Annotated in this window: 18 protein-coding genes and 1 pseudogene; 9 read left to right on the top strand and 10 right to left on the bottom strand. The window is 61.6% G+C overall.

The window, feature by feature from the left end; all coding sequences use genetic code 11:
- The 6 genes from thiL to C2I19_RS12420 form a co-directional block, all read right to left on the bottom strand.
- Positions 1-500 (bottom strand): thiamine-phosphate kinase (thiL, locus tag C2I19_RS12445; protein ID WP_103903010.1); only part of this gene is annotated, 500 nt, incomplete at its 3' end.
- A gap of 73 nt (positions 501-573) precedes the next feature.
- Complete coding sequence (gene nusB / locus C2I19_RS12440) at positions 574-1023, bottom strand: transcription antitermination factor NusB (RefSeq protein ID WP_103903009.1); 450 nt, start codon at positions 1021-1023, stop codon at positions 574-576.
- Between the two features lie 69 nt (positions 1024-1092).
- Positions 1093-1560 carry a 6,7-dimethyl-8-ribityllumazine synthase gene (ribH, locus tag C2I19_RS12435; RefSeq protein ID WP_103903008.1) on the bottom strand — a complete coding sequence of 156 codons (468 nt, stop codon included), beginning with the start codon at positions 1558-1560 and terminating at the stop codon, positions 1093-1095.
- A 61-nt stretch (positions 1561-1621) separates the two neighbouring features.
- The gene (ribBA, locus tag C2I19_RS12430) at positions 1622-2746 is read right to left on the bottom strand and encodes a bifunctional 3,4-dihydroxy-2-butanone-4-phosphate synthase/GTP cyclohydrolase II (RefSeq protein WP_103903007.1); all 1125 of its coding nucleotides are present in this window, start codon (positions 2744-2746) and stop codon (positions 1622-1624) included.
- A gap of 28 nt (positions 2747-2774) precedes the next feature.
- Complete coding sequence (locus tag C2I19_RS12425) at positions 2775-3437, bottom strand: Dph6-related ATP pyrophosphatase (RefSeq protein WP_233201179.1); 663 nt, start codon at positions 3435-3437, stop codon at positions 2775-2777.
- Positions 3434-4051: a riboflavin synthase subunit alpha gene (locus tag C2I19_RS12420; protein WP_103903006.1), complete on the bottom strand. Its 618-nt coding sequence runs from the start codon at positions 4049-4051 to the stop codon at positions 3434-3436. The genes C2I19_RS12425 and C2I19_RS12420 overlap by 4 nt, the downstream gene beginning before the upstream one ends.
- Positions 4052-4224: 173 nt before the next feature.
- Here C2I19_RS12420 and C2I19_RS12415 point away from each other — a divergent pair, with 173 nt between their 5' ends.
- The 3 genes from C2I19_RS12415 (at position 4225) to C2I19_RS12405 (ending at position 7409) form a co-directional block, all read left to right on the top strand.
- Positions 4225-5835, top strand: a complete 1611-nt coding sequence (locus C2I19_RS12415) for a peptide chain release factor 3 (protein ID WP_103903005.1) — start codon at positions 4225-4227, stop codon at positions 5833-5835.
- Between the two features lie 4 nt (positions 5836-5839).
- Positions 5840-6688 carry a mechanosensitive ion channel domain-containing protein gene (locus C2I19_RS12410; protein ID WP_103903004.1) on the top strand — a complete coding sequence of 283 codons (849 nt, stop codon included), beginning with the start codon at positions 5840-5842 and terminating at the stop codon, positions 6686-6688.
- A 67-nt stretch (positions 6689-6755) separates the two neighbouring features.
- A complete protein-coding gene (locus tag C2I19_RS12405; protein ID WP_103903003.1) occupies positions 6756-7409 on the top strand; it encodes a TetR/AcrR family transcriptional regulator in 654 nt (217 codons plus the stop codon).
- Between the two features lie 68 nt (positions 7410-7477).
- Here the strand turns inward: C2I19_RS12405 and C2I19_RS12400 are convergent, their stop codons facing one another.
- Entirely contained in the window at positions 7478-7906 is a 429-nt protein-coding gene (locus C2I19_RS12400) for a hypothetical protein (protein ID WP_146056801.1), read from the bottom strand.
- A 621-nt stretch (positions 7907-8527) separates the two neighbouring features.
- Here C2I19_RS12400 and C2I19_RS12395 point away from each other — a divergent pair.
- From C2I19_RS12395 to C2I19_RS12370, 6 genes and pseudogenes are all read left to right on the top strand, one after another.
- Positions 8528-9097: an aminodeoxychorismate/anthranilate synthase component II gene (locus C2I19_RS12395; protein WP_103903001.1), complete on the top strand. Its 570-nt coding sequence runs from the start codon at positions 8528-8530 to the stop codon at positions 9095-9097.
- Positions 9097-9486, top strand: coding sequence for a lysozyme inhibitor LprI family protein (locus C2I19_RS12390; protein WP_103903000.1), 390 nt, complete (start codon positions 9097-9099; stop codon positions 9484-9486). The genes C2I19_RS12395 and C2I19_RS12390 overlap by 1 nt, the downstream gene beginning before the upstream one ends.
- A gap of 12 nt (positions 9487-9498) precedes the next feature.
- Positions 9499-10527: an anthranilate phosphoribosyltransferase gene (gene trpD, locus C2I19_RS12385; protein ID WP_103902999.1), complete on the top strand. Its 1029-nt coding sequence runs from the start codon at positions 9499-9501 to the stop codon at positions 10525-10527.
- Positions 10528-10594: 67 nt separating this feature from the next.
- Complete coding sequence (locus tag C2I19_RS12380) at positions 10595-11971, top strand: phosphomannomutase/phosphoglucomutase (protein WP_103902998.1); 1377 nt, start codon at positions 10595-10597, stop codon at positions 11969-11971.
- A 129-nt stretch (positions 11972-12100) separates the two neighbouring features.
- Entirely contained in the window at positions 12101-13003 is a 903-nt protein-coding gene (prmB, locus tag C2I19_RS12375) for a 50S ribosomal protein L3 N(5)-glutamine methyltransferase (RefSeq protein ID WP_103902997.1), read from the top strand.
- 109 nt (positions 13004-13112) lie between these two features.
- A pseudogene (locus tag C2I19_RS12370) lies at positions 13113-14050 on the top strand (IS5 family transposase).
- Between the two features lie 217 nt (positions 14051-14267).
- Here the strand turns inward: C2I19_RS12370 and argS are convergent.
- The 3 genes from argS to C2I19_RS12355 all read right to left on the bottom strand — a co-directional run bounded on the left by argS (position 14268) and on the right by C2I19_RS12355 (position 18785).
- On the bottom strand, positions 14268-15986 hold the full coding sequence (gene argS / locus C2I19_RS12365) for an arginine--tRNA ligase (RefSeq protein ID WP_103902996.1): 1719 nt from the start codon (positions 15984-15986) through the stop codon (positions 14268-14270).
- 144 nt (positions 15987-16130) lie between these two features.
- Positions 16131-17177 carry an MBL fold metallo-hydrolase gene (locus tag C2I19_RS12360; protein ID WP_103902995.1) on the bottom strand — a complete coding sequence of 349 codons (1047 nt, stop codon included), beginning with the start codon at positions 17175-17177 and terminating at the stop codon, positions 16131-16133.
- A gap of 99 nt (positions 17178-17276) precedes the next feature.
- Entirely contained in the window at positions 17277-18785 is a 1509-nt protein-coding gene (locus tag C2I19_RS12355; protein ID WP_103902994.1) for a DUF3138 family protein, read from the bottom strand.
- Between the last annotated feature and the right edge of the window lie 5 nt (positions 18786-18790).

The raw sequence follows: 18790 nt of genomic DNA, 5'->3' as shown, positions 1-18790 counted from the left end.
AGCCGCTGGCGCACCGCCAGCGCGCCCAGCCCCAGCTCGCCGGACACCCAGACGTCGTCGCCCGCTCGCGCCGCGGCGCGGCGCAAAGCCTGACCGGCCGGCGCCTCGCCTAAAATCGTCACCGACAGCGCCAGCGGGCCGCGCGTGGTATCTCCGCCTACCAGCTCCACGCCATGCGCGTCGGCCAGGGCGAAAAAACCCGCGGCGAATTCGGCCGCCCAGGCGCCGTCAGCCTTTGGCAGAGCCATGGACAACAAGGCCCAGCGCGGACGCGCGCCCATGGCAGCCAAGTCGGACAAATTGACCGCCAACGTCTTGTGGCCCAGCGCGCGCGGCGCGACATCGGCGAAAAAGTGGCGGCCCTCCACCAGCATATCCACCGACATGTGCAAGTCATGGCCCGGCGTCGGCCGCACGATGGCGGCGTCGTCGCCCACGCCCAGCAGCGCGGACGGCGCCGGCCGCTTGAAATAACGCGCTATCAGTTCGAACTCGTTCATGGCCTCTCACGCAAAAACACCCGCCGGTGGCGGGTGTCGTCGATAAGGGCGGCACGCCGCGAGGCGTGTCCGCTCAATCCTGCTTGCGGCGCTGCTTCTGCGCCAGCACTTCGTCGCCGCGCACATCGGCGGCCAGCTTGTCCAGCACGCCGTTGACGAATTTGTGGCCATCGGTGCCGCCGAAAGTCTTGGTGATCTCGATGGCTTCGTTGATGATCACCGGATACGGCGTTTCCGGGCTTTGCGTCAGCTCCAGCGCGGCCATCAGCAGCACGGCGCGCTCCACCGGACTGACTTCGTCTTCGGCGCGTTCGTAATAGCGGCTAACCTGGGCGGACAGCAGTTCCACGTCCTTCAGCACGCCGTACAGGATGCCACGGAACAGGGCCTCGTCGGCCTTGGCGAAGTATTCATTCTCGCGCAGGTGTTTTTCGATCAGCGAAGCCGGACGGTCCGGGTTCAGTTCCCATTCGTAAATGCCTTGCACGGCGAATTCGCGTGCGCGGCGGCGAGCGGTTTTCATGGTGGCGATTCCTTGAAAGAGCGAGGGAAGCGCGCGCGCCTCCCTGGTTGTCGAGCGGGCGGGCGGCTATCAGCCGCGCAGCACCTTGTGCAGATTCGCCATCTCCACCGCGACGCGGGCGGCGTCGCCGCCCTTTTCCAGCACGCGGACTTCCGCCTGCTCGTCGTTCTCGGTGGTCAGGATGGCGTTGGCGATCGGGATGTCGAAATCGAGGCCGACGCGAGTGACGCCGGCGCCGGATTCGTTCGATACCAGTTCGAAATGATAGGTTTCGCCGCGGATCACCGCGCCCAGCGCCACCAGCGCGTCGAAGCGACCGGTCTTGGCCATGGTCTGCAGCACCAGCGGGGCCTCCAGCGCGCCAGGCACCGTGGCCAGGGTCACGTCGCCGGCGTCCACGCCCAGCTTAGCCAGCTCGGCCAGGCAAGCGTCGCGCAGGCCGTGGCAGACCGGGGTGTTGAAACGCGCCATCACGATGCCGATTTTCAGGCCCTTGCCGGACAGATTGGGTTCGATACGCTGGATAGCTTCAAGCATTGGGTAGTCCTCGCGGCGAAAACACTAAGGAAAGCCGGCAATTGTAGCGCAAGCGCGCCGATTAAGCCACGCCCGGGCCGCCTTCGCCATCGACGCGGAAATGGTGCGGCTGGCAGAAACCCGTCACGTCCAGCTCGAAGCCGGTCATGGACGGCAGACTGACCGGACTGGACATCAACTTCATCTTGCCCACGCCCAGGGCCTTGAGCATTTGCGCGCCGATGCCGAAAGTCTTGCTGTCCCATTTCTGCCGCGCCGGCTCTTGGCCCAGCGCGCGCTGCGCCAGGTCCGCGCCGGTTTCGTCGCGGTACAGCAGCACCACCACGCCGCAGCCCTCTTCTTCTATCGTTTCCAGCGCATTGGGCAAGGTCCAGGAGTGATGGCTGCACAAGGGCGCCAGCACGTCGATGACAGACAGCGGCTCATGCACGCGCACCAGGGTGTCATGCTCGGCGCGGATCTTGCCCTTGCTCAGCGCCAGGTGGGTGGCGGAAGTAGTGATGTCGCGAAACACGTGCAGGTCAAAGCTTCCGAACGGCGTATCCACCTCGCGCTCGCCCACTTTCTCCACCAGGGATTCGGTGCGGCTGCGGTACTGGATCAGATCGGCGATGGTGCCTATCTTCAAGCCGTGCACCTTGGCGAACTCCAGCAATTCCGGCAGGCGCGCCATGGTGCCGTCGTCGTTCATGATCTCGCAGATCACGCCGGCCGGTTCCACGCCGGCCAACATCGCCAGGTCGCAGCCGGCCTCGGTATGGCCGGCGCGCACCAGCACGCCGCCGTTCTGCGCCTTCAGCGGAAACACATGGCCTGGCTGCACCAGGTCGCTGGCCTTGGCCAGGCGCGCGACAGCGGTTTGTATGGTATGGGAGCGGTCTGCCGCGGAAATGCCGGTGGTCACCCCCTCAGCCGCCTCGATGGACACGGTGAAGTTGGTGCCGAAGCTGGTGCCGTTGTTGGTCGCCATCATCGGCAGGTTCAGCAGCTTGCAGCGCTCTTCGCTCAAGGTCAGGCAAATCAGGCCGCGGCCGTATTTGGCCATGAAATTGATCGCTTCCGGCGTGACGAACTCCGCCGCCATCACCAGGTCGCCTTCGTTCTCGCGGTCTTCCGCGTCCATCAGCACCACCATCTTGCCCGCCTTGATGTCGGCGATGATGTCTTGAATCGGGGATATGGCCATTGCTTCTTCCTTTGTCGCTTCGCCCGTTCTACGCAGGCAACAGATCCAGCGCCCGGTACTCGCCGAGCCTCGCCACTTCGCCATCCTTCAGCGCCAGCGGCCTATTGAACAAGGGGCCGTCCACCACCAGGGTGTGGAACTCGCCCCCCTCGCCGCAAGGGTCCACGCCCTCGGCCAGCATTTCGTCTATCAAAGCCGCGTCGAACACGCGGCCCAGCCATTTTTCATCTATCAAGCTGGTGTTGACCATCACGATGCGGGCGGCAAAACCCGCCGCCACGAACTCTCGCGCCAGTTCCGCCCGACTTTCCTGCCACAGGGGCAGCATCGCGCGCAATCCGGCTTCGGCGCAAACCTGTTCTTCCCATTCGCGGTGCGCATCCAGATCGATGTCGCCGAACACCGCGGCCTGACAGCCATCCGCCGCCGCCGCGCGCAATTGCGTCACGAAGACTTCGCGATAATCATTCCAGCTCGCGCAGCCCAATCTTTGCGGCAAACCCAAGGCCGCCGCCTGCAGCGCCAGCACCTCGGGCCGCGCGCCATGCGAACGCGAACGTTCGCCGCTCTCGTCCAACATGGTCAACAACGCGACTGGTTTCACCCCGTGGCGAACCGCGCGCCACAAAGCGAGGCAGCTATCCTTGCCGCCGCTCCAGGAAACCACGGCGCACGCGCCGCTCAAGATCACGCAGCCGCTCCGCGCTGCGCCAGCACGCGCTCCACGGTATCGACAATGGCCTGGGTTTGCGGGTCGATCTCGATATTGATGCCGTCGCCCACCCCGCGGCCGGCGATATTGGTTCGCGCCAGCGTTTCCGGGATCAGGTGCACGCAGAATCGGCGACCCTCCACCGCGCCTATGGTCAGGCTGATGCCGTCTATGCCGACATAGCCCTTGGCGAACACGTATTTTTCCAGGCCGGCCGGCAGCTCGAACCAGATGGTGCGGTTGTTCGGCGACTCGATCACTTCCGCAACCTTGGCTAGCCCCATCACGTGGCCGGACATGGCGTGGCCGCCAATGTCGTCGCCAAACTTCGCCGCGCGCTCCACATTGACGCCGTCGCCGGCCTTTAGATCGCCCAGATTGGTGACACGCAGCGTTTCCCGCATCAGATCGAAGTGGACCAGATCGCCATCCACCCGAGTGACGGTCAGGCAGCAGCCATTGTGCGCGACCGAAGCGCCCAGTTGCAGCCCGGCCAGCATGGCCTGCGGCAGGCGAACGACGTGGGTGCGGAAATCCTGCTTTTCTTCGATGGCGACCACTTGGGCCACGCCCTGGACGATGCCGGTGAACACGGGTAACGCTCCTTCAATCTGCATGAGTGGCGTCATTGTACTCCGCTATCAATCAGGCCGTCGCCATATTCACGCCGCCTTGTCCGCCGCTCTCAGCCAGCCAATTATGATTTCCGCGCAGCGGTTAAGTCCGGTAAAATGATCGGCTTTATTGAATTTCAAGCAAGTCGCCCATGTCTGCCGAACTCGCCCGCATCGCCGAAGAAGTCGCGCACCGCCGCACCTTCGCCATCATTTCCCACCCCGACGCCGGTAAAACCACGCTGACGGAAAAACTGCTGCTGTTCTCCGGCGCCATCCAGATGGCCGGCACGGTGAAGGGCAAGAAGGGCGGCAAGTTCGCCACCTCCGACTGGATGGAAATCGAGAAACAGCGCGGCATTTCGGTGGCATCGTCGGTGATGCAGTTCGACTACCGCGACCACGTGGTGAACCTGCTGGACACTCCGGGCCACCAGGACTTCTCCGAAGATACCTACCGCGTGCTGACCGCCGTGGACAGCGCGCTGATGGTGATCGACGCCGCCAAGGGCGTGGAAGAGCAGACCATCAAGCTGCTCAATGTCTGCCGCCTGCGCAATACGCCCATCGTCACCTTCATGAACAAGTGCGACCGCGAAGTGCGCGACAGCCTGGAGCTGCTGGACGAAGTGGAGGACGTGCTGAAAATCCGCTGCTCGCCCATCACCTGGCCCATAGGCATGGGCAAGACCTTCCGCGGCGTGTACAGCCTGCTGAACGACGCGGTGATCCTGTTCGAAGCCGGCGCGGAGAAGCTGGTTTCGGATATCGAGGTCATCCAGGGCATAGACAACCCGCGCCTGGACGAACTGTTCCCGCTGGAAATGGAGCATCTGCGCATGGAGATCGAACTGGTCAAGGGCGCGTCCAACGAATGGAGCCTGGAAGCGTTCCTGGCCGGCACGCTGACCCCGGTGTTCTTCGGCTCGGCCATCAACAACTTCGGCGTGCGCGAAATCCTCAACGCCCTGATCGATTGGGCTCCGGCGCCGCAAACGCGCGACGCCACCGTCCGCAGCGTAGATCCGAAAGAAGCCAAATTCTCCGGCTTCGTGTTCAAGATCCAGGCCAATATGGACCCCAAGCACCGCGACCGCATCGCCTTCCTGCGCGTCTGCTCCGGCCAGTTCGAGCGCGGCATGAAGATGAAGCACTTGCGCCTGAACCGCGACATCGCCGCCTCCAGCGTGGTGACGTTCATGTCGCATGATCGCGAGATCGTGGAAGAGGCGTTTGCCGGCGACATCATCGGCATCCCCAACCACGGCAACATCCAGATCGGCGACAGCTTCTCCGAGGGCGAAGAGCTGGCCTTTACCGGCATCCCGTTCTTCGCGCCGGAAATGTTCCGCTCGGTGCGCATCAAGAACCCGTTGAAGCTGAAACAGCTGCAAAAAGGCTTGCAGCAGCTGGGCGAAGAAGGCGCGGTGCAAGTGTTCAAGCCGCACAGCGGCGGCGACTTGATCCTAGGCGCGGTAGGCGTGCTGCAGTTCGAAGTGGTGGCCAGCCGCCTGGCGGCGGAATACGGCGTGGACGCGATGTTCGAGTCGGCCAGCATCTGGTCCGCGCGCTGGTTCAGCTGCGATGACCGCAAGAAGTTGGACGAATTCGTCAAGGCGCTGCAGATGAATATCGCGACCGATGCCGGCGGCAACCTGGCCTACCTCGCGCCCAACCGCGTCAATCTGCAACTGACGCAGGAGCGCTGGCCCGACATCGTGTTCCACGAAACGCGAGAGCACGCCGTCAAACTGAACGACTGAACCCATGCGCACCCTCCTCGACCTGATCGATTTCCTGCGGGCAAACTACTCGCATGAAATCGTCCGCTCACTGCTGCTGGTCCTGACGCTGCTGATCATCCGCATCGTGGTCGACCGCCTGCTGGCGGCCAGCAGCAGCGTGCCGGTAGAGGAAAGGCGCCGCTGGTCCATCAACACCCGCAACGGCCTGTTTTTGGCGGGATTGGCCGGCATAGGATTCATCTGGGCCAACGAGCTGCAGACGCTGGCTGTCTCCATGCTGGCCTTCGCCGCCGCGCTGATCCTCGCCACCAAGGAGTTGATCATGTGCCTGTCCGGCGGCGTGGTGCGTCAGATGTCGGACAGCTACGGCCTTGGCGACCACATCGAGATCGGCGCCGTGCGCGGCCGCGTGGTTGACATCGGCCTCTTGTCCACCACGGTGATGGAAATCGGGCCCAATCATAGCTCGCACCAGATGACCGGCCGCGCGCTCACCTTCCCCAACAGCCTGCTGCTGTCCACGCCGGTGATCCGGGAAAACTACATGGGCGAATACGTGATGCACATCATCAATGTGCCACTCGCCTACACCGTGCCGCCCGCACAGGGTGAACGCATGCTGATGGCTGCCGCGGAACACGCCTGTCTGCCGCACATGGACGCCGCCAAACAGCATATGGAAGACATGGCCAAGCGCTACTTGGTGGACATTCCATCAGTGGAGCCGCGGATTTCCATTCAACCGGTCGATGAAAAGCGCTACCAGTTGATCTTGCGCATCGCCATCCCCGCTCGGGAAAGGCAACGTGTGGAACAAGCCATCCTGCACCAGTTCATGGCGGACTGCTATCCAGCCTTCGCCGCTCAATAAACTAGAGCAACAGCTCCAAACATCGTATACAATCGCGCTACGCCAAGCTATCACCAGCCAGTGGATCATGAGCAAAACTCGAATCAAGACTTACGACCGCATCATCCAGGAGAGCCTCAAGCTGTTCAATGAACAGGGCGAGCGCAGCATCACCACCAACCATATCGCCGCGCACCTTGGCATCAGCCCCGGCAATCTGTACTACCACTTCCGCAACAAGGAAGAAATCGTCTACCAGATTTTCATGATGTACCGCGAATTCATCAACCAGCGGCTGGCCGTGCCGGAAGACCGCAAGATGACGGTAGACGACCTGGTCAACTACCTGGATACCGCCTTCCTGGCGATGTGGCAGTTCCGCTTCATGTTCTACGATCTTCCCGGTCTACTGGCGCGCAATCCGCAAATGCAGTCCGAATACCACCAGTTCGTGAACACGGAACTGAAGAACATCCTGGGCGAACACTTCCGCGAGTTCATCCGCTTGGGCTTGCTGAAAATGGACGAAGAGGATATCGAAGCCGTCAGCATCAATATTTGGCTGGTGGTGAAGTTCTGGTTCGCCTTCGAACAGACTTCACGCCCCAAGGCGCCCATCACCGAGGAATCGGGCCATCGCGGCGTGTTGCAGGTGCTGGCCCTGCTCAAACCTTATGTGCAACCGGAATACATGCACGCCTTTCGCGCGCTGAACGAACGGCACGCCGCGCGCAAAGCCTGATATCCAACAAGACAAAAGCCACCCGAAGGTGGCTTTTGTTGCTTCTCGGCAACGCGAATGCAGGCCACTCAGGCCGCTTGCGCCGCTCCAGGCACCAAATACTCGCCCAAGGCGCCCTTCGCAAGCAGATCGCGCAGGAAATTGCCAGGTTTGGTCCCCGCATACTCAAGCTGGCGACCGCTGCGCCTGGCCACCGCCCCATCCGCGCAAACCTCCATCTCCGCCTCCAGATTCCACTGCATGGAAGGCGCATCCGGATCCACCGGCTCCAGCGATACGGTCAGCCGAAAGCGACCATCGCGGGAGTACACATCCAGCAAGCCCAACAGGCCCAGATTATTGCGGACATCCGCATCATCCGCATCAAAAGCACCTGCAGCAACACCCTGCAGCACCAGCACTTCAGGAAAAGTCGTAGTCATGGCATCTACCCCGAGGGTCTCCCCTCCTAAGCAAACTATTGGATTATTGTGATCGCCATCATGAATTAAACTCATTGAATCGCAATCCGACATTCATCGATGTCTGTGCTCATCATGCGTACATTTGCCCGTCCAGACAATGCCCATCTGGGGAAAACCCGCATCTGACGCATTAGAACTGTACTTTTGGACACCGGCAACATAGTGCCCAAGCGACACCAAAAACAATAAATGACAATGACAACGCAATCTGGCGCAAAAAAATCTCGCCGCCCGCTTACTACCTAGAAAATCACACCCCTCCCTCCAGCCTCCTGCTCCATGCGTCACACATGGAACGCCCCCTCCTCCAGACACCATGCAGCATTGAGCTGAACGAGCCATAGCGTGCCCTCCCAACCCTAGCCACAAGCCAGGACACCCCCGTCCCAGGATAGCCATCCTAACGACTTGCGCATCGACGGCCTGCCGGTTTCCAGAAGGCGGTGAATTACCGTAAAATCAAGCAAAACCTACTCCCACGCATCATGGCTGGCGCCCCTGGACAAAACAGGCTTCTAGGATCGCGCAACCCCGTCGTTACACCACATTCGGCAACCCAGCCGGCAGCCTGCCCAACAGAGTAGCAGGGATGCCGAGCGATATCGCAGGTCATACCTGGCGATACACCCATCAAAACCGAGGATTGAATCTCAAATGCTATTGATGATCGACAATTACGACTCCTTCACCTACAACCTGGTGCAGTACTTCGGCGAACTGGGGCAGGAAGTGAAAGTGTTTCGCAACGATGAGGTCTCGCTGGAACAAATCGAGGCGCTAAAGCCTCAGTATCTGGTCATCTCGCCCGGCCCATGCACGCCAAGCGAGGCCGGCGTGTCCGTGCCGGCCATTCAGTACTTCGCCGGCAAGCTGCCCATCATGGGGGTATGCCTGGGCCACCAGGGCATAGGCCAGGCCTTTGGCGGCAAGATCATCCATGCCAAACAGCTGATGCACGGCAAGGTCTCGCCCGTCAGCCACCTGGACAGAGGCATGTTCCGCGGCCTGCCCAATCCCGTCACCTGCACCCGCTACCATTCACTGGTGATAGAGCGCGAATCGCTGCCGGACTGCCTGGAAGTCACCGCCTGGACCGAAGACGGCGAGATCATGGGCGTGCGCCACAAAACTTTGCCAATCGAGGGCGTGCAGTTCCACCCGGAATCCATCCTGACCGAGCAAGGCCACCGCATGCTGAACAATTTTCTGCAGGAATTCGCCTGATGCGATTTGCAGCTCCGCTCATCGCCGCGATGTTGACGGCGCCCGCCTCCGCCGGCGCGCTGGAAGACTGCGAGCAAAGCCAGTCCAACACCCCCGCAGTGGCCGACTGTCTGAGACAGAAGCAAACCGACGCCAGCCGCCGGCTGCTTGCCCAAGAGGGCAAGACGCTGGCGGACATGCACGCGCTGGACGCCGTCACGGATAGCCGCTTCCACGCCGCGCGCGAACTGCGGCAAGCTCAGCAGGCCTACGAAACCTATCGCCGCCAGCAATGCGACTGGGTGGCGGCCAGCTACGCCAGCGGCAACGGCGCCGATCGCGCCCGCCTTGCCTGCCAAATCGATCTAGACATGCAAAGGCTGACCGAGCTCAGCCGGCACCGCCGATAGGAATACCCAGCCATGATTACCCCGCAAGCCGCGCTGAACCGACTGATAGACGGCAACGAGCTGTTTTACGATGAAATGCTGGCGCTGATGCGCCAGATCATGCGCGGCGAACTGACGCCCGCTCAAACCGCAGCCATTTTGATCGGCCTGCGGGTCAAGGTGGAGTCGGTATCGGAAATCGCCGCCGCCGCCACGGTAATGCGCGAATTCGCCACCCAGGTGCCGGTGACTGACCGCCGCCATCTGGTGGACACCTGCGGCACAGGCGGCGACAAGTCGCACACTTTCAATATTTCCACCACCGCGTCCTTCGTCGCGGCGGCGGCAGGCGCGCGCGTCGCCAAGCACGGCGGCCGTTCGGTATCGTCCAGTTCCGGCAGCGCAGACGTGCTGGAACTGCTTGGCGTCAATCTGAACCTGTCGCCGGAGCAAGTGGGCCTGTGCCTGGATGAGATCGGCCTGGGCTTCATGTTCGCCCCCAACCACCACAGCGCGATGAAGCACGTGGCGCCCATCCGCAAGGAACTGGGCGCGCGCACTATCTTCAACATCCTGGGGCCGCTGACCAATCCGGCCGGCGCCGGCAATCAATTACTGGGCGTATTTCATCCCGATCTGGTAGGCATCCTGTCCCGCGTGCTGAAGCAACTGGGCAGCCAGCACGTGATGGTAGTCCATGGCCGAGATGGACTGGACGAATTGACGCTGTCCGGCCCCTCCATGGTGGCGGAGTTGAAAAACGGCGAAATCCTGGAATATGAACTGGAGCCCGGCGAATTCGGCCTGATGGAGTGCGAGCTGCGCGAACTGCGCGCCACTACGGCGGAACAATCGCGCGACCGCCTGCTGTCCGTGCTGGACGGCGAACATGGCCCCGCGCGCGACATCGTGTTGTACAACGCCGGAGCGGCGATTTACACAGCTGACCTCGCCTCAAGCCTGGCCGATGGTGTTACCATAGCGCGCGCAGCCTTGGACAGCGGCAAGGCTCGACAGAAACTCAATGAATTGATCGCAATGACCCATAAATTTGGTCATTGACGCGAAAATGGCGGCCCCAAGAGGCCGCTCAAGGCTCCACATAACATATGGACCGTGTCGGCACATTATGAACAAACTATCCAAAGACATTTTCAAGGCCTATGACATCCGCGGCATCGTCGGCAAAACGCTGACCGCTGCCGTTGCCAGACAAATTGGCCAGGCGGTAGCCTCCGAGGCTCGCGCCCGCAAAGTCAAAGCCATCGTAATCGGCCGCGATGGCCGCCTGTCCGGCCCCGAACTCAGCGAAGCGCTGGCTGAAGGCATCCGCGCCGCCGGCCTGGACGTGATCGACATCGGCCGCGTCGCCACCCCGATGCTGTACTTCGCCGCCCACCAATTGGGCACGCTGTCCGGCGTAATGGTGACCGGCAGCCACAACCCGCCGGACTACAACGGCTTCAAGATGATGCTGGCCGGCGACACTCTGGCCGGCGACGACATCCAGAAGCTGTACCAGCGCATCACGGACGGCGACCTTGCCGAAGGCGAAGGCGGCTACCGCACCGAAGACATCGCCGAAGCCTATTTCGAGCGCATTACTTCCGACATCAAGCTGGAGCGCCCGCTGAACATCGTGGTGGACAGCGGCAACGGCGTGGCCGGCGCCTTCGGCCCGCTGCTGTACCGCCGCCTGGGCTGCAAGGTTCGCGAACTGTTCTGCGACGTGGACGGCAACTTCCCCAACCACCACCCAGACCCGGCCAAGCCGGAAAACCTGAAAGACGTGATCGAGGCGCTGCAGAAGACCGACGCTGAAATCGGCCTGGCCTTCGACGGCGACGGCGACCGCCTGGGCGTGGTGACCAAGGACGGCAATATCATCTGGCCAGATCGCCAGCTGATGCTGTACGCCGCCGACGTGCTGGAGCGCAACCCCAAGGCCAAGGTGATCTTCGACGTCAAATCCACCCGCCTGCTCAAGCCGTGGATCAAGAAAAACGGCGGCGTGCCCGTAATGGCGCGCACCGGCCACAGCTTCATCAAGGCCAAGATCAAGGAAACCGGCGCACTGCTGGCCGGCGAAATGAGCGGCCACGTCTTCTTCAAGGAACGCTGGTACGGCTTCGACGATGGCATCTACACCGGCGCCCGCTTGCTGGAAGTGCTGTCGCGCGTGGAAGACCCGAGCGAACTCCTGAACGCGCTGCCCAACGCCGTCTCCACGCCGGAGCTGAACATAAAGATGGCCAAGGAGGGCGAGAATCACGCTCTGATCGCCAAGCTGCAGGAATCAGCCAAGTTCGACGGCGCCGAGGAGGTCAATACACTGGACGGCCTGCGCGTAGAGTACAAAGATGGATTTGGCCTGGCCCGCGCCTCCAACACCACGCCAGTGATCGTACTGCGCTTCGAGGCAGACAATGAGGAGGCGCTGGAACGCATCAAGGGCGACTTCCGCCGCGTGCTGGGCACCGCAACCGACGCCAAGCTGCCATTCTAATCATGATAAGGCTGCTTCAGGCGGCCTCCACCGGCAAAACATGGTTGACTCAAGCCATCCCACGCCGGCCGAATTAAGTGATCAGGGGACATGGGCCAACCATGTCCCCGTTGCATTGAAAGGAATACCATGTACCAACTGGCCGCCAGCCACTTCTCCACCGTACGGGACCTGCTGCGCTTCGCCGTCTCCCGCTTCAACGAGGCCGAGCTGACCTATGGCCACGGCACCAGCAACGCCCACGACGAGGCCGCCTACCTGATCCTGTCCGCACTGCAATTGCCCATAGACAAGCTGGACCCGTATCTGGACGCCAAGCTGCTGCCGGAAGAACTGGAAAACGTGGTGGAGCTGATCCGCCGCCGCGCGGAAGACAAGGTGCCGGTCGCCTACCTGACCAACGAAGCCTGGCAGGGCGAGTTCAACTTCTATGTCGACGAGCGCGTGCTGGTGCCGCGCTCCTTCATCTACGAACTGCTGGGCGAACCGTTGGCGCCGTGGATCGAACACCCGGAGCTGGTGCATCGCGCGCTGGACCTGTGCACCGGCTCCGGCTGCCTGGCCATCCAGCTTGCCCTCCACTACCCGGACGCCGAGGTCGACGCTATCGACATCTCGCTGGATGCGCTGGAAGTGGCGGCAGTCAATATCGAGCACTACGGCCTAGAGGATCGAATCAACCTGATCCACACCGACATGTTCGAGGGCATTGAAGAGAAGTACGACCTGATCATCTCCAACCCGCCCTATGTCGATGCTGAATCGGTGGACGAACTGCCGCAGGAATACCTGCACGAGCCGGAAATCGCGCTCGGTTCCGGCGAAGACGGCCTGGACGCCACCCGCGAAATCCTGCGCCGCGCGCCGGACTTCCTGAACGAACGTGGCGTGCTGATGGTGGAAATCGGCCACAACCGCGACATGCTGGAAGAATGCTTCCCCGCCCTGCCCTTCATGTGGATGGAAACGCAAAGCGGCGATGGCTTCGTCTTCCTGCTGACGCGTGAAGATATAGTCAACGCCGCGATCTAATCAGACCGCAAAGCCGCCAAACTAAAGGGTTTGGCAGCTTTTTTCATTCCGTTCCAGTTCAGATCGGCTTTGTTGCATAACCCCGCACCAGCTGCGGTATGCTAAGGCGATGAACACCGTAGCACCCCAGAACAAGAAGCCCAAGCAACGCTACACGACCACCAACTGGCATGACTACGACGCGGCTCTGACCGCACGCGGATCGCTCCTGGTCTGGCTCGACAAAGACATGAAGTGGCTGGCGGAACCTACCGGCAATAACGGCCGACCAGCCAAATACACCGACGCGGCCATCCAGTTTGTCTGAGCATTAAATGCTTGTTCAATCTGCCATTGCGCCAGAGTCTGAGCATGGCGCAAAGCCTGCTACAATTAGCGGGATTCGACTGGCCGGCGCCGGACCACTCCACCGTATGCCGTCGCCAGCTCACTTTGCAGGTCAAGATTGGCTATCGCCGCAACAACGGCCCGCTGCATCTGCTGGTTGACAGTACAGGCATCCAGTTTCTTGGCGAAGGCGAGTGGAAACGCAAAAAACATGGCGCCGAATATCGTCGGCAGTGGCGCAAGGTACACCTTGGCATCGATGCCGAAACGCTGGAAACCTGGGCCATCGAGGTGACTGGCAATGGTGCGGGAGACGCGCCGATACTGCCGGAGCTGTTGATGCCGTTGCCAGCGGATGAGCCAATCGCTACGGCGACGCTGGATGGCGCTTATGACACCCAGGGCTGTTACGCAGTGCTACTTGAACGGGGAGTCATGCCCGTGATTCCGCCGCGCAAGAACGCCAAGCCGTGGAAGTCGAAAATTGCCGGCAGCGAGGTGCGCAATGCAGCCATTGCGGCATGCAAGCGTTTGGGGCGTCGAATCTGGAAACGCTGGAGCGGCTATCACCGCCGCAGTCTGGTGGAAACGAAAATGCACTGTTTCAAGCGGTTGGGTAGCCGAGTGATGGCGCGCACCTTTGACCGACAGGTGGCGGAACTACAAGTGCGCGCGGCGCTATTGAACCGCTTTACCGCCCTTGGCAGACCGTGGCGGTAGCGGCGATGGGCTAAATCCGTTTGGGGAAAGGGGATGTTCACTCTTGGGCGGGGTTATGCAACAAAGCTGAAGCTTGCCCAAACCCTCTCGAGCCGGGCCAAGTTTCCAGAAGCGTTTGCTCAGATCATCGTCCGGGATGCGATACCCCGCCCCTCCCGGGGCAGGGCAAGCTTCCAGAGACCTTCGCCCGGATAATCATCCGGGCAGTATCCGGCAGTTACATAGACTCCAGCACCTTGATGCCCAGCAGGTCCAGGCCGGTGCGCAAGGTCTTGGCAGTCAGCGCGGACAGCTGCAGACGGCTGGCGCGGACCTCGCCCTCGCTCTTCAGGATCGGGCAGGCTTCGTAGAAGCGCGAGAACAGCGTGGCGATCTGGTACAGGTACTGCGACAGATAATGCGGGTAGCAGCCTTCCACCACGGCGTTCAGCGTATCCTCGAACTGCGCCAGCGCGGCGGCCAGCTGTTTCTCGGCCGGTTCGGTGATGACGATCTTGGCGTTGGCGTCATAACCCTCGGCCTTGCGGAACACGCTCTGCACGCGGGTATACGCGTACTGCAGATACGGAGCGGTATTGCCTTCGAACGCCAGCATGGTGTCCCAGTTGAAGATGTAATCGCTCATCCGATTCTTGGACAAGTCGGCGTACTTCACCGCGCCTATGCCCACCGCGTTGGCGATCTCGCGCTTCTGCTCTTCGGACAGGTCCGGGTTCTTTTCCGACACCAGCGCGTAGGCGCGCTCTTGCGCTTCATGCAGCAGTTCGATCAACTTCACCGTGCCGCCGGAACGGGTCTTGAACGGCTTGCCGTCGTCGCCCATCATCACGCCGAAACCAACGTGCTCCAGCTTCATCGCGTCCGGTGCGAAACCGGCCTTGCGGCAGATGCTGAACATCTGGGCAAAGTGCTGGCTCTGGCGCGCGTCCACCACGTAAATCACGCGGTCCAGCTTCAGCTCGCGGTGACGGTAGCGCACCGCGCCGATATCGGTGGTGGTATAGATGAAGCCGCCATCCTTCTTCTGGACGATCACGCCCATCGGCTGGTCTTCCTGGGTGCGGAACTCCTCCAGAAACACCACCTGGGCACCGTCGCTCTCGGTCAGCAGGCCGGCCGCGCGCAGTTCCTGCACGATCACCGGCAGATCGTCGTTATACGACGACTCGCCGCGCACGTGCTCGCGCTTCAAGCCGACGTTCAGCGTCTGATACACCTCTTCGCAATGCTTCAGCGACACGTCGACGAATTGGCGCCACAGTTTCAACACGTCCTCGTCGCCGCCTTGCAGCTTCACCACGTAGTCGCGCGCGGTGTTGGCGAAGTCTTCGCTCTCGTCGAAACGGATCTTGGCGTTGCGGTAGAAGGTTTCCAGATCGGACAACTGCAGGTCGGCATCGCCGGCGTGGCTGGTTTCCACCAGATAGGCCACCAGCATGCCGAACTGGGTGCCCCAGTCGCCCACGTGGTTGGCGCGGACCACGTCGTGGCCCACGTATTCCATCACGCGCGCCAGCGCGTCGCCGATGATGGACGAGCGCAAATGGCCGACGTGCATTTCCTTGGCCAGATTGGGCGAGGAATACTCCACCATCACGCGCTGCGGCTGGATCGGCGCGATGCCCAGCTTGTCGTCTTTCAGGGCGGCTTCGCTTCGTCGGGCCAGATATTCAGGGGCTAGATGAATATTGATGAAACCCGGACCGGCGATTTCCACCTTGTCGGCAATGCCGGCAAGATCCAGCGCGGCGACGACCTTTTCGGCCAGCACGCGCGGGTTGGTTTTCAGCGCCTTGGCAGCGCCCATTACACCGTTGGCCTGGTAGTCGCCGAATTCCGGCTTAGAAGCCGGCTGGACCACGGCAGGCGCGTCAGGCGCGCCGGCTGCCGCCAGCGCTGCCTGTACCCGTTCGTTGATCAGTTGATGAATAGTCATTAGATAGCCCCAGGAATTGCCGCGAAAACGAATATTTGCCTTCGCTTCTGAAAAAACATCGATGTTTGATTGTATGCGCCCACGCCAATGCGGGCAATGCTTGATCCGGCCGCGCCGGCTATCAATCGCCGTTCATTTGATCCATCACGGCGTTTGCCGCGATGAGGCCGCATCCAGCCAGAACGTTTCGCCTATGGCCGGCACCGTGAAAGCCGCCGGATCCATGCCTTGCCTATGCAAGGCCTCCGCCAGGTCCAGCGGCGGCTGATGCAAGGGCTCATCGGTCAGCACGAAGGTGCCCCAGTGCACCGCCAATGCGCGCCGCGGCCGCAGAATGCGGAAAATCTCCACCGCCTCGGCCGGATCTATGTGCTGGGCCGCCAGGAACCAGCGCGGCTGATAGGCGCCGATGGGCAGCAAGGCCAGGTCGACCTGTCCCAAATGCTCGGCAATGCGCGCGAAAAGTTCAGGATGATACCCGGTATCGCCCGGATACCAAAGCTGCGCGCCGCCGCCTTTCGCCGCAAAGCCGCCCCACAGCGCGCGATTGCGGTCTCCCAAAGCCCAGCGCTTGCTCCAGTGCTGCGCCGGCGTCAACGTCAGCTCGATCTCGCCGTATCGATGGCGCTGCCACCAATCCAGCTCGACAATACGGCCAGCCGGCGCGCCCGCGCGCAACAAGGTCCGCCCCACGCCCAACGGCGCGACGAACAGCGGCGAGCCGCCCTCCTGCGCCGCGAGCCGGCGCAGGGTATGAAAATCCAGATGGTCGTAATGATTGTGCGTCACCATCACCACATCGATGCGCGGCAGCTCATGCAAAGACATGGCGGGCGGCAACAGCCGCTTGGGCCCGGCCCACTGCAGCGGCGAGGCCCGCGGCGACCACACCGGGTCCAGCAGCAAATTCATTCCGGCCAGTTGGATCAGGCCGCTGGCATGGCCGATCCAGGTATAGGACGGTCGCTCTCGATTGGCCGCCAGCGCGGCGATGTCCGGAACCATGCGGCGGATATCCTGCAGGCGATGCTCTACCCGTAGCCTTCGGCGCTGCCAGTTCCAGCGCAGCAGGTCGGTGAAGCCAGGCTGTTTGAACGGATAGAGATTGCGATAGCCCTCTGGCCCGTGATGTGCTTGGGCGGAGTCACGGCGATAGCGCGGCAGCGGCCAGCGCAACAGGTCTAACAGCATGGGCAAGAATCAGCGAGGAATGATGCGGGCATTTTGCCGCAAGATGGCTGAATAAAAAAGCGGCGGGCTCTGCCCGCCGCCGCTTGCCGACTACCACGCTCAGAAGGTATACACTGCCTGCGCGCCCAGCATGTCGTTGCTCTTCTTGTTGGTGCCATCGTTGCGCAGGAAAACGTTCTGACTGGCCCAATCATGTCGGTACTCAAACTTCAAGGTGAACTGGTCCGTCGGGAAGAACAACAGGTCCGCCGTCAGCGCCATGCGATTGGCGCCCTTGCAATTCGTGGCGCCGCTGGCAAGACAGGCCGGGTCGATGCCGAAACCGTTGGTGCTGTCATTTCCGCTAGCGCCCAAGGCTACGCCCCCCCCACCGCCTCCGTTCTTGCTGTCGTTCAGGTAGTCATAACGCAAGGTTGCGCCCATCTTGCCGAGGCTGTCCGTCATCCATTTGCGATGGCCCAGCAGGGACACGCCATACCACTGCGCATTGCCGCCATTCCAGCCCGCCTTCGATTGCTGGCCGTAATCCAGCTCGGCGTTGTACTGGATATCGCCCAGGGTGTAGCTGGCGTCGGCCTCGGTGAAGAAGTAATTCGAGTACGGATTGGCCGATGTGCATTGATAGCCGTAACCGACATTGCCAGCTTGGCAGCCATTGGCGGGCGGGACTTGTGGGTTCTGTGAAGAACTTGTCAGCAAGGTTTGCCTGCCGGCATTAAATGACCACCCAAGATCCAGCGCGCTGCTCCAGGTGTAATCGACCCGCGCGGTAAAAGTTGGCGTATTGTTGCTCTTTACCTGCGGGTTGCCGTTGGCCGCGTTGGCTCCGGTATTGGCCAGGTTGGCATGGGTGCGGTACTGCTCGTTGGCCAGCAGGAACTTCCACGCCCATACGTCGTGGCTCCAGTTGAAGCCCGCGCCGATATAGCTGCCCGGGTCGCTGAAGTCGTACAGCAAACCATGGGTCAGCGTCAGCATCTGGTTGGACTGTTGAACTTCGTAGCCGCCGAAGCTGTTCATCAAGCCGGCGTTGAAGGTCCAGGTGTCGGTCAACGGGAAGTTGATCACCGCGGTGTTGATGATGTTGTTGCCGCTGCCGCCATCCAGCAGCGTATTGCCGCTGCCGCGGTTGGGCATGATGCTGATTTCCGTGCTTGGCGCAGTGGGACCAACGCCGAAGGTCTTCTTGATGTCCAGATAGACGTCGCCGAATGTGCTGTTGCTGTAGGCGTAGACGTTCTGGTGGTTCAGGAACTGAAAGCCCGCGCTGTTGTTGTTGCGGTTATAGATATAGGTGGGGTCCAGGTAGCCCGTCACGCTAAGCCCCGCCAGCGGTCCATCGGTGGCTGCCGTGTTAAGCTTGTCCACCTTCAGCTCCATATTGGCCACGCGTTCCTTCAACTCCGCCTTGGCGTCGTCATCCGCCGCAGATGCCTCCGGCGCAGACCTGACGGCCGAAGCCGCCTCCACCGCCTTCTGCAGGTCCGCCATCTGCTGCTGCAGCTTCAGCATCTGCGCCTTCAGCCGGGCGATTTCTTCGGTCTTGGCATCCGCCATGGCCACACCGGGCAGCGCCGCGATCAGGGCGCTGATCAATATCCGCTTCATCGTCA

Source organism: Chromobacterium alticapitis, from assembly GCF_002924365.1.
Lineage (GTDB): Bacteria > Pseudomonadota > Gammaproteobacteria > Burkholderiales > Chromobacteriaceae > Chromobacterium > Chromobacterium alticapitis.
The sequence above is the reverse complement of the archived record's forward strand: the minus strand, read 5'-3'. Positions and strand labels throughout refer to the sequence as shown.

Bases quoted from the DNA above. Each gene is read 5' to 3' on its own strand.
- nusB (WP_103903009.1), bottom strand. From the start codon at position 1,023: ATGAAAACCGCTCGCCGCCGCGCACGCGAATTCGCCGTGCAAGGCATT.
- ribH (WP_103903008.1), bottom strand. From the start codon at position 1,560: ATGCTTGAAGCTATCCAGCGTATCGAACCCAATCTGTCCGGCAAGGGC.
- ribBA (WP_103903007.1), bottom strand. From the start codon at position 2,746: ATGGCCATATCCCCGATTCAAGACATCATCGCCGACATCAAGGCGGGC.
- C2I19_RS12415 (WP_103903005.1), top strand. From the start codon at position 4,225: ATGTCTGCCGAACTCGCCCGCATCGCCGAAGAAGTCGCGCACCGCCGC.
- C2I19_RS12410 (WP_103903004.1), top strand. From the start codon at position 5,840: ATGCGCACCCTCCTCGACCTGATCGATTTCCTGCGGGCAAACTACTCG.
- C2I19_RS12405 (WP_103903003.1), top strand. From the start codon at position 6,756: ATGAGCAAAACTCGAATCAAGACTTACGACCGCATCATCCAGGAGAGC.
- C2I19_RS12400 (WP_146056801.1), bottom strand. From the start codon at position 7,906: ATGAGTTTAATTCATGATGGCGATCACAATAATCCAATAGTTTGCTTA.
- C2I19_RS12395 (WP_103903001.1), top strand. From the start codon at position 8,528: ATGCTATTGATGATCGACAATTACGACTCCTTCACCTACAACCTGGTG.
- C2I19_RS12390 (WP_103903000.1), top strand. From the start codon at position 9,097: ATGCGATTTGCAGCTCCGCTCATCGCCGCGATGTTGACGGCGCCCGCC.
- trpD (WP_103902999.1), top strand. From the start codon at position 9,499: ATGATTACCCCGCAAGCCGCGCTGAACCGACTGATAGACGGCAACGAG.
- C2I19_RS12380 (WP_103902998.1), top strand. From the start codon at position 10,595: ATGAACAAACTATCCAAAGACATTTTCAAGGCCTATGACATCCGCGGC.
- prmB (WP_103902997.1), top strand. From the start codon at position 12,101: ATGTACCAACTGGCCGCCAGCCACTTCTCCACCGTACGGGACCTGCTG.
- argS (WP_103902996.1), bottom strand. From the start codon at position 15,986: ATGACTATTCATCAACTGATCAACGAACGGGTACAGGCAGCGCTGGCG.
- C2I19_RS12360 (WP_103902995.1), bottom strand. From the start codon at position 17,177: ATGCTGTTAGACCTGTTGCGCTGGCCGCTGCCGCGCTATCGCCGTGAC.
- C2I19_RS12355 (WP_103902994.1), bottom strand. From the start codon at position 18,785: ATGAAGCGGATATTGATCAGCGCCCTGATCGCGGCGCTGCCCGGTGTG.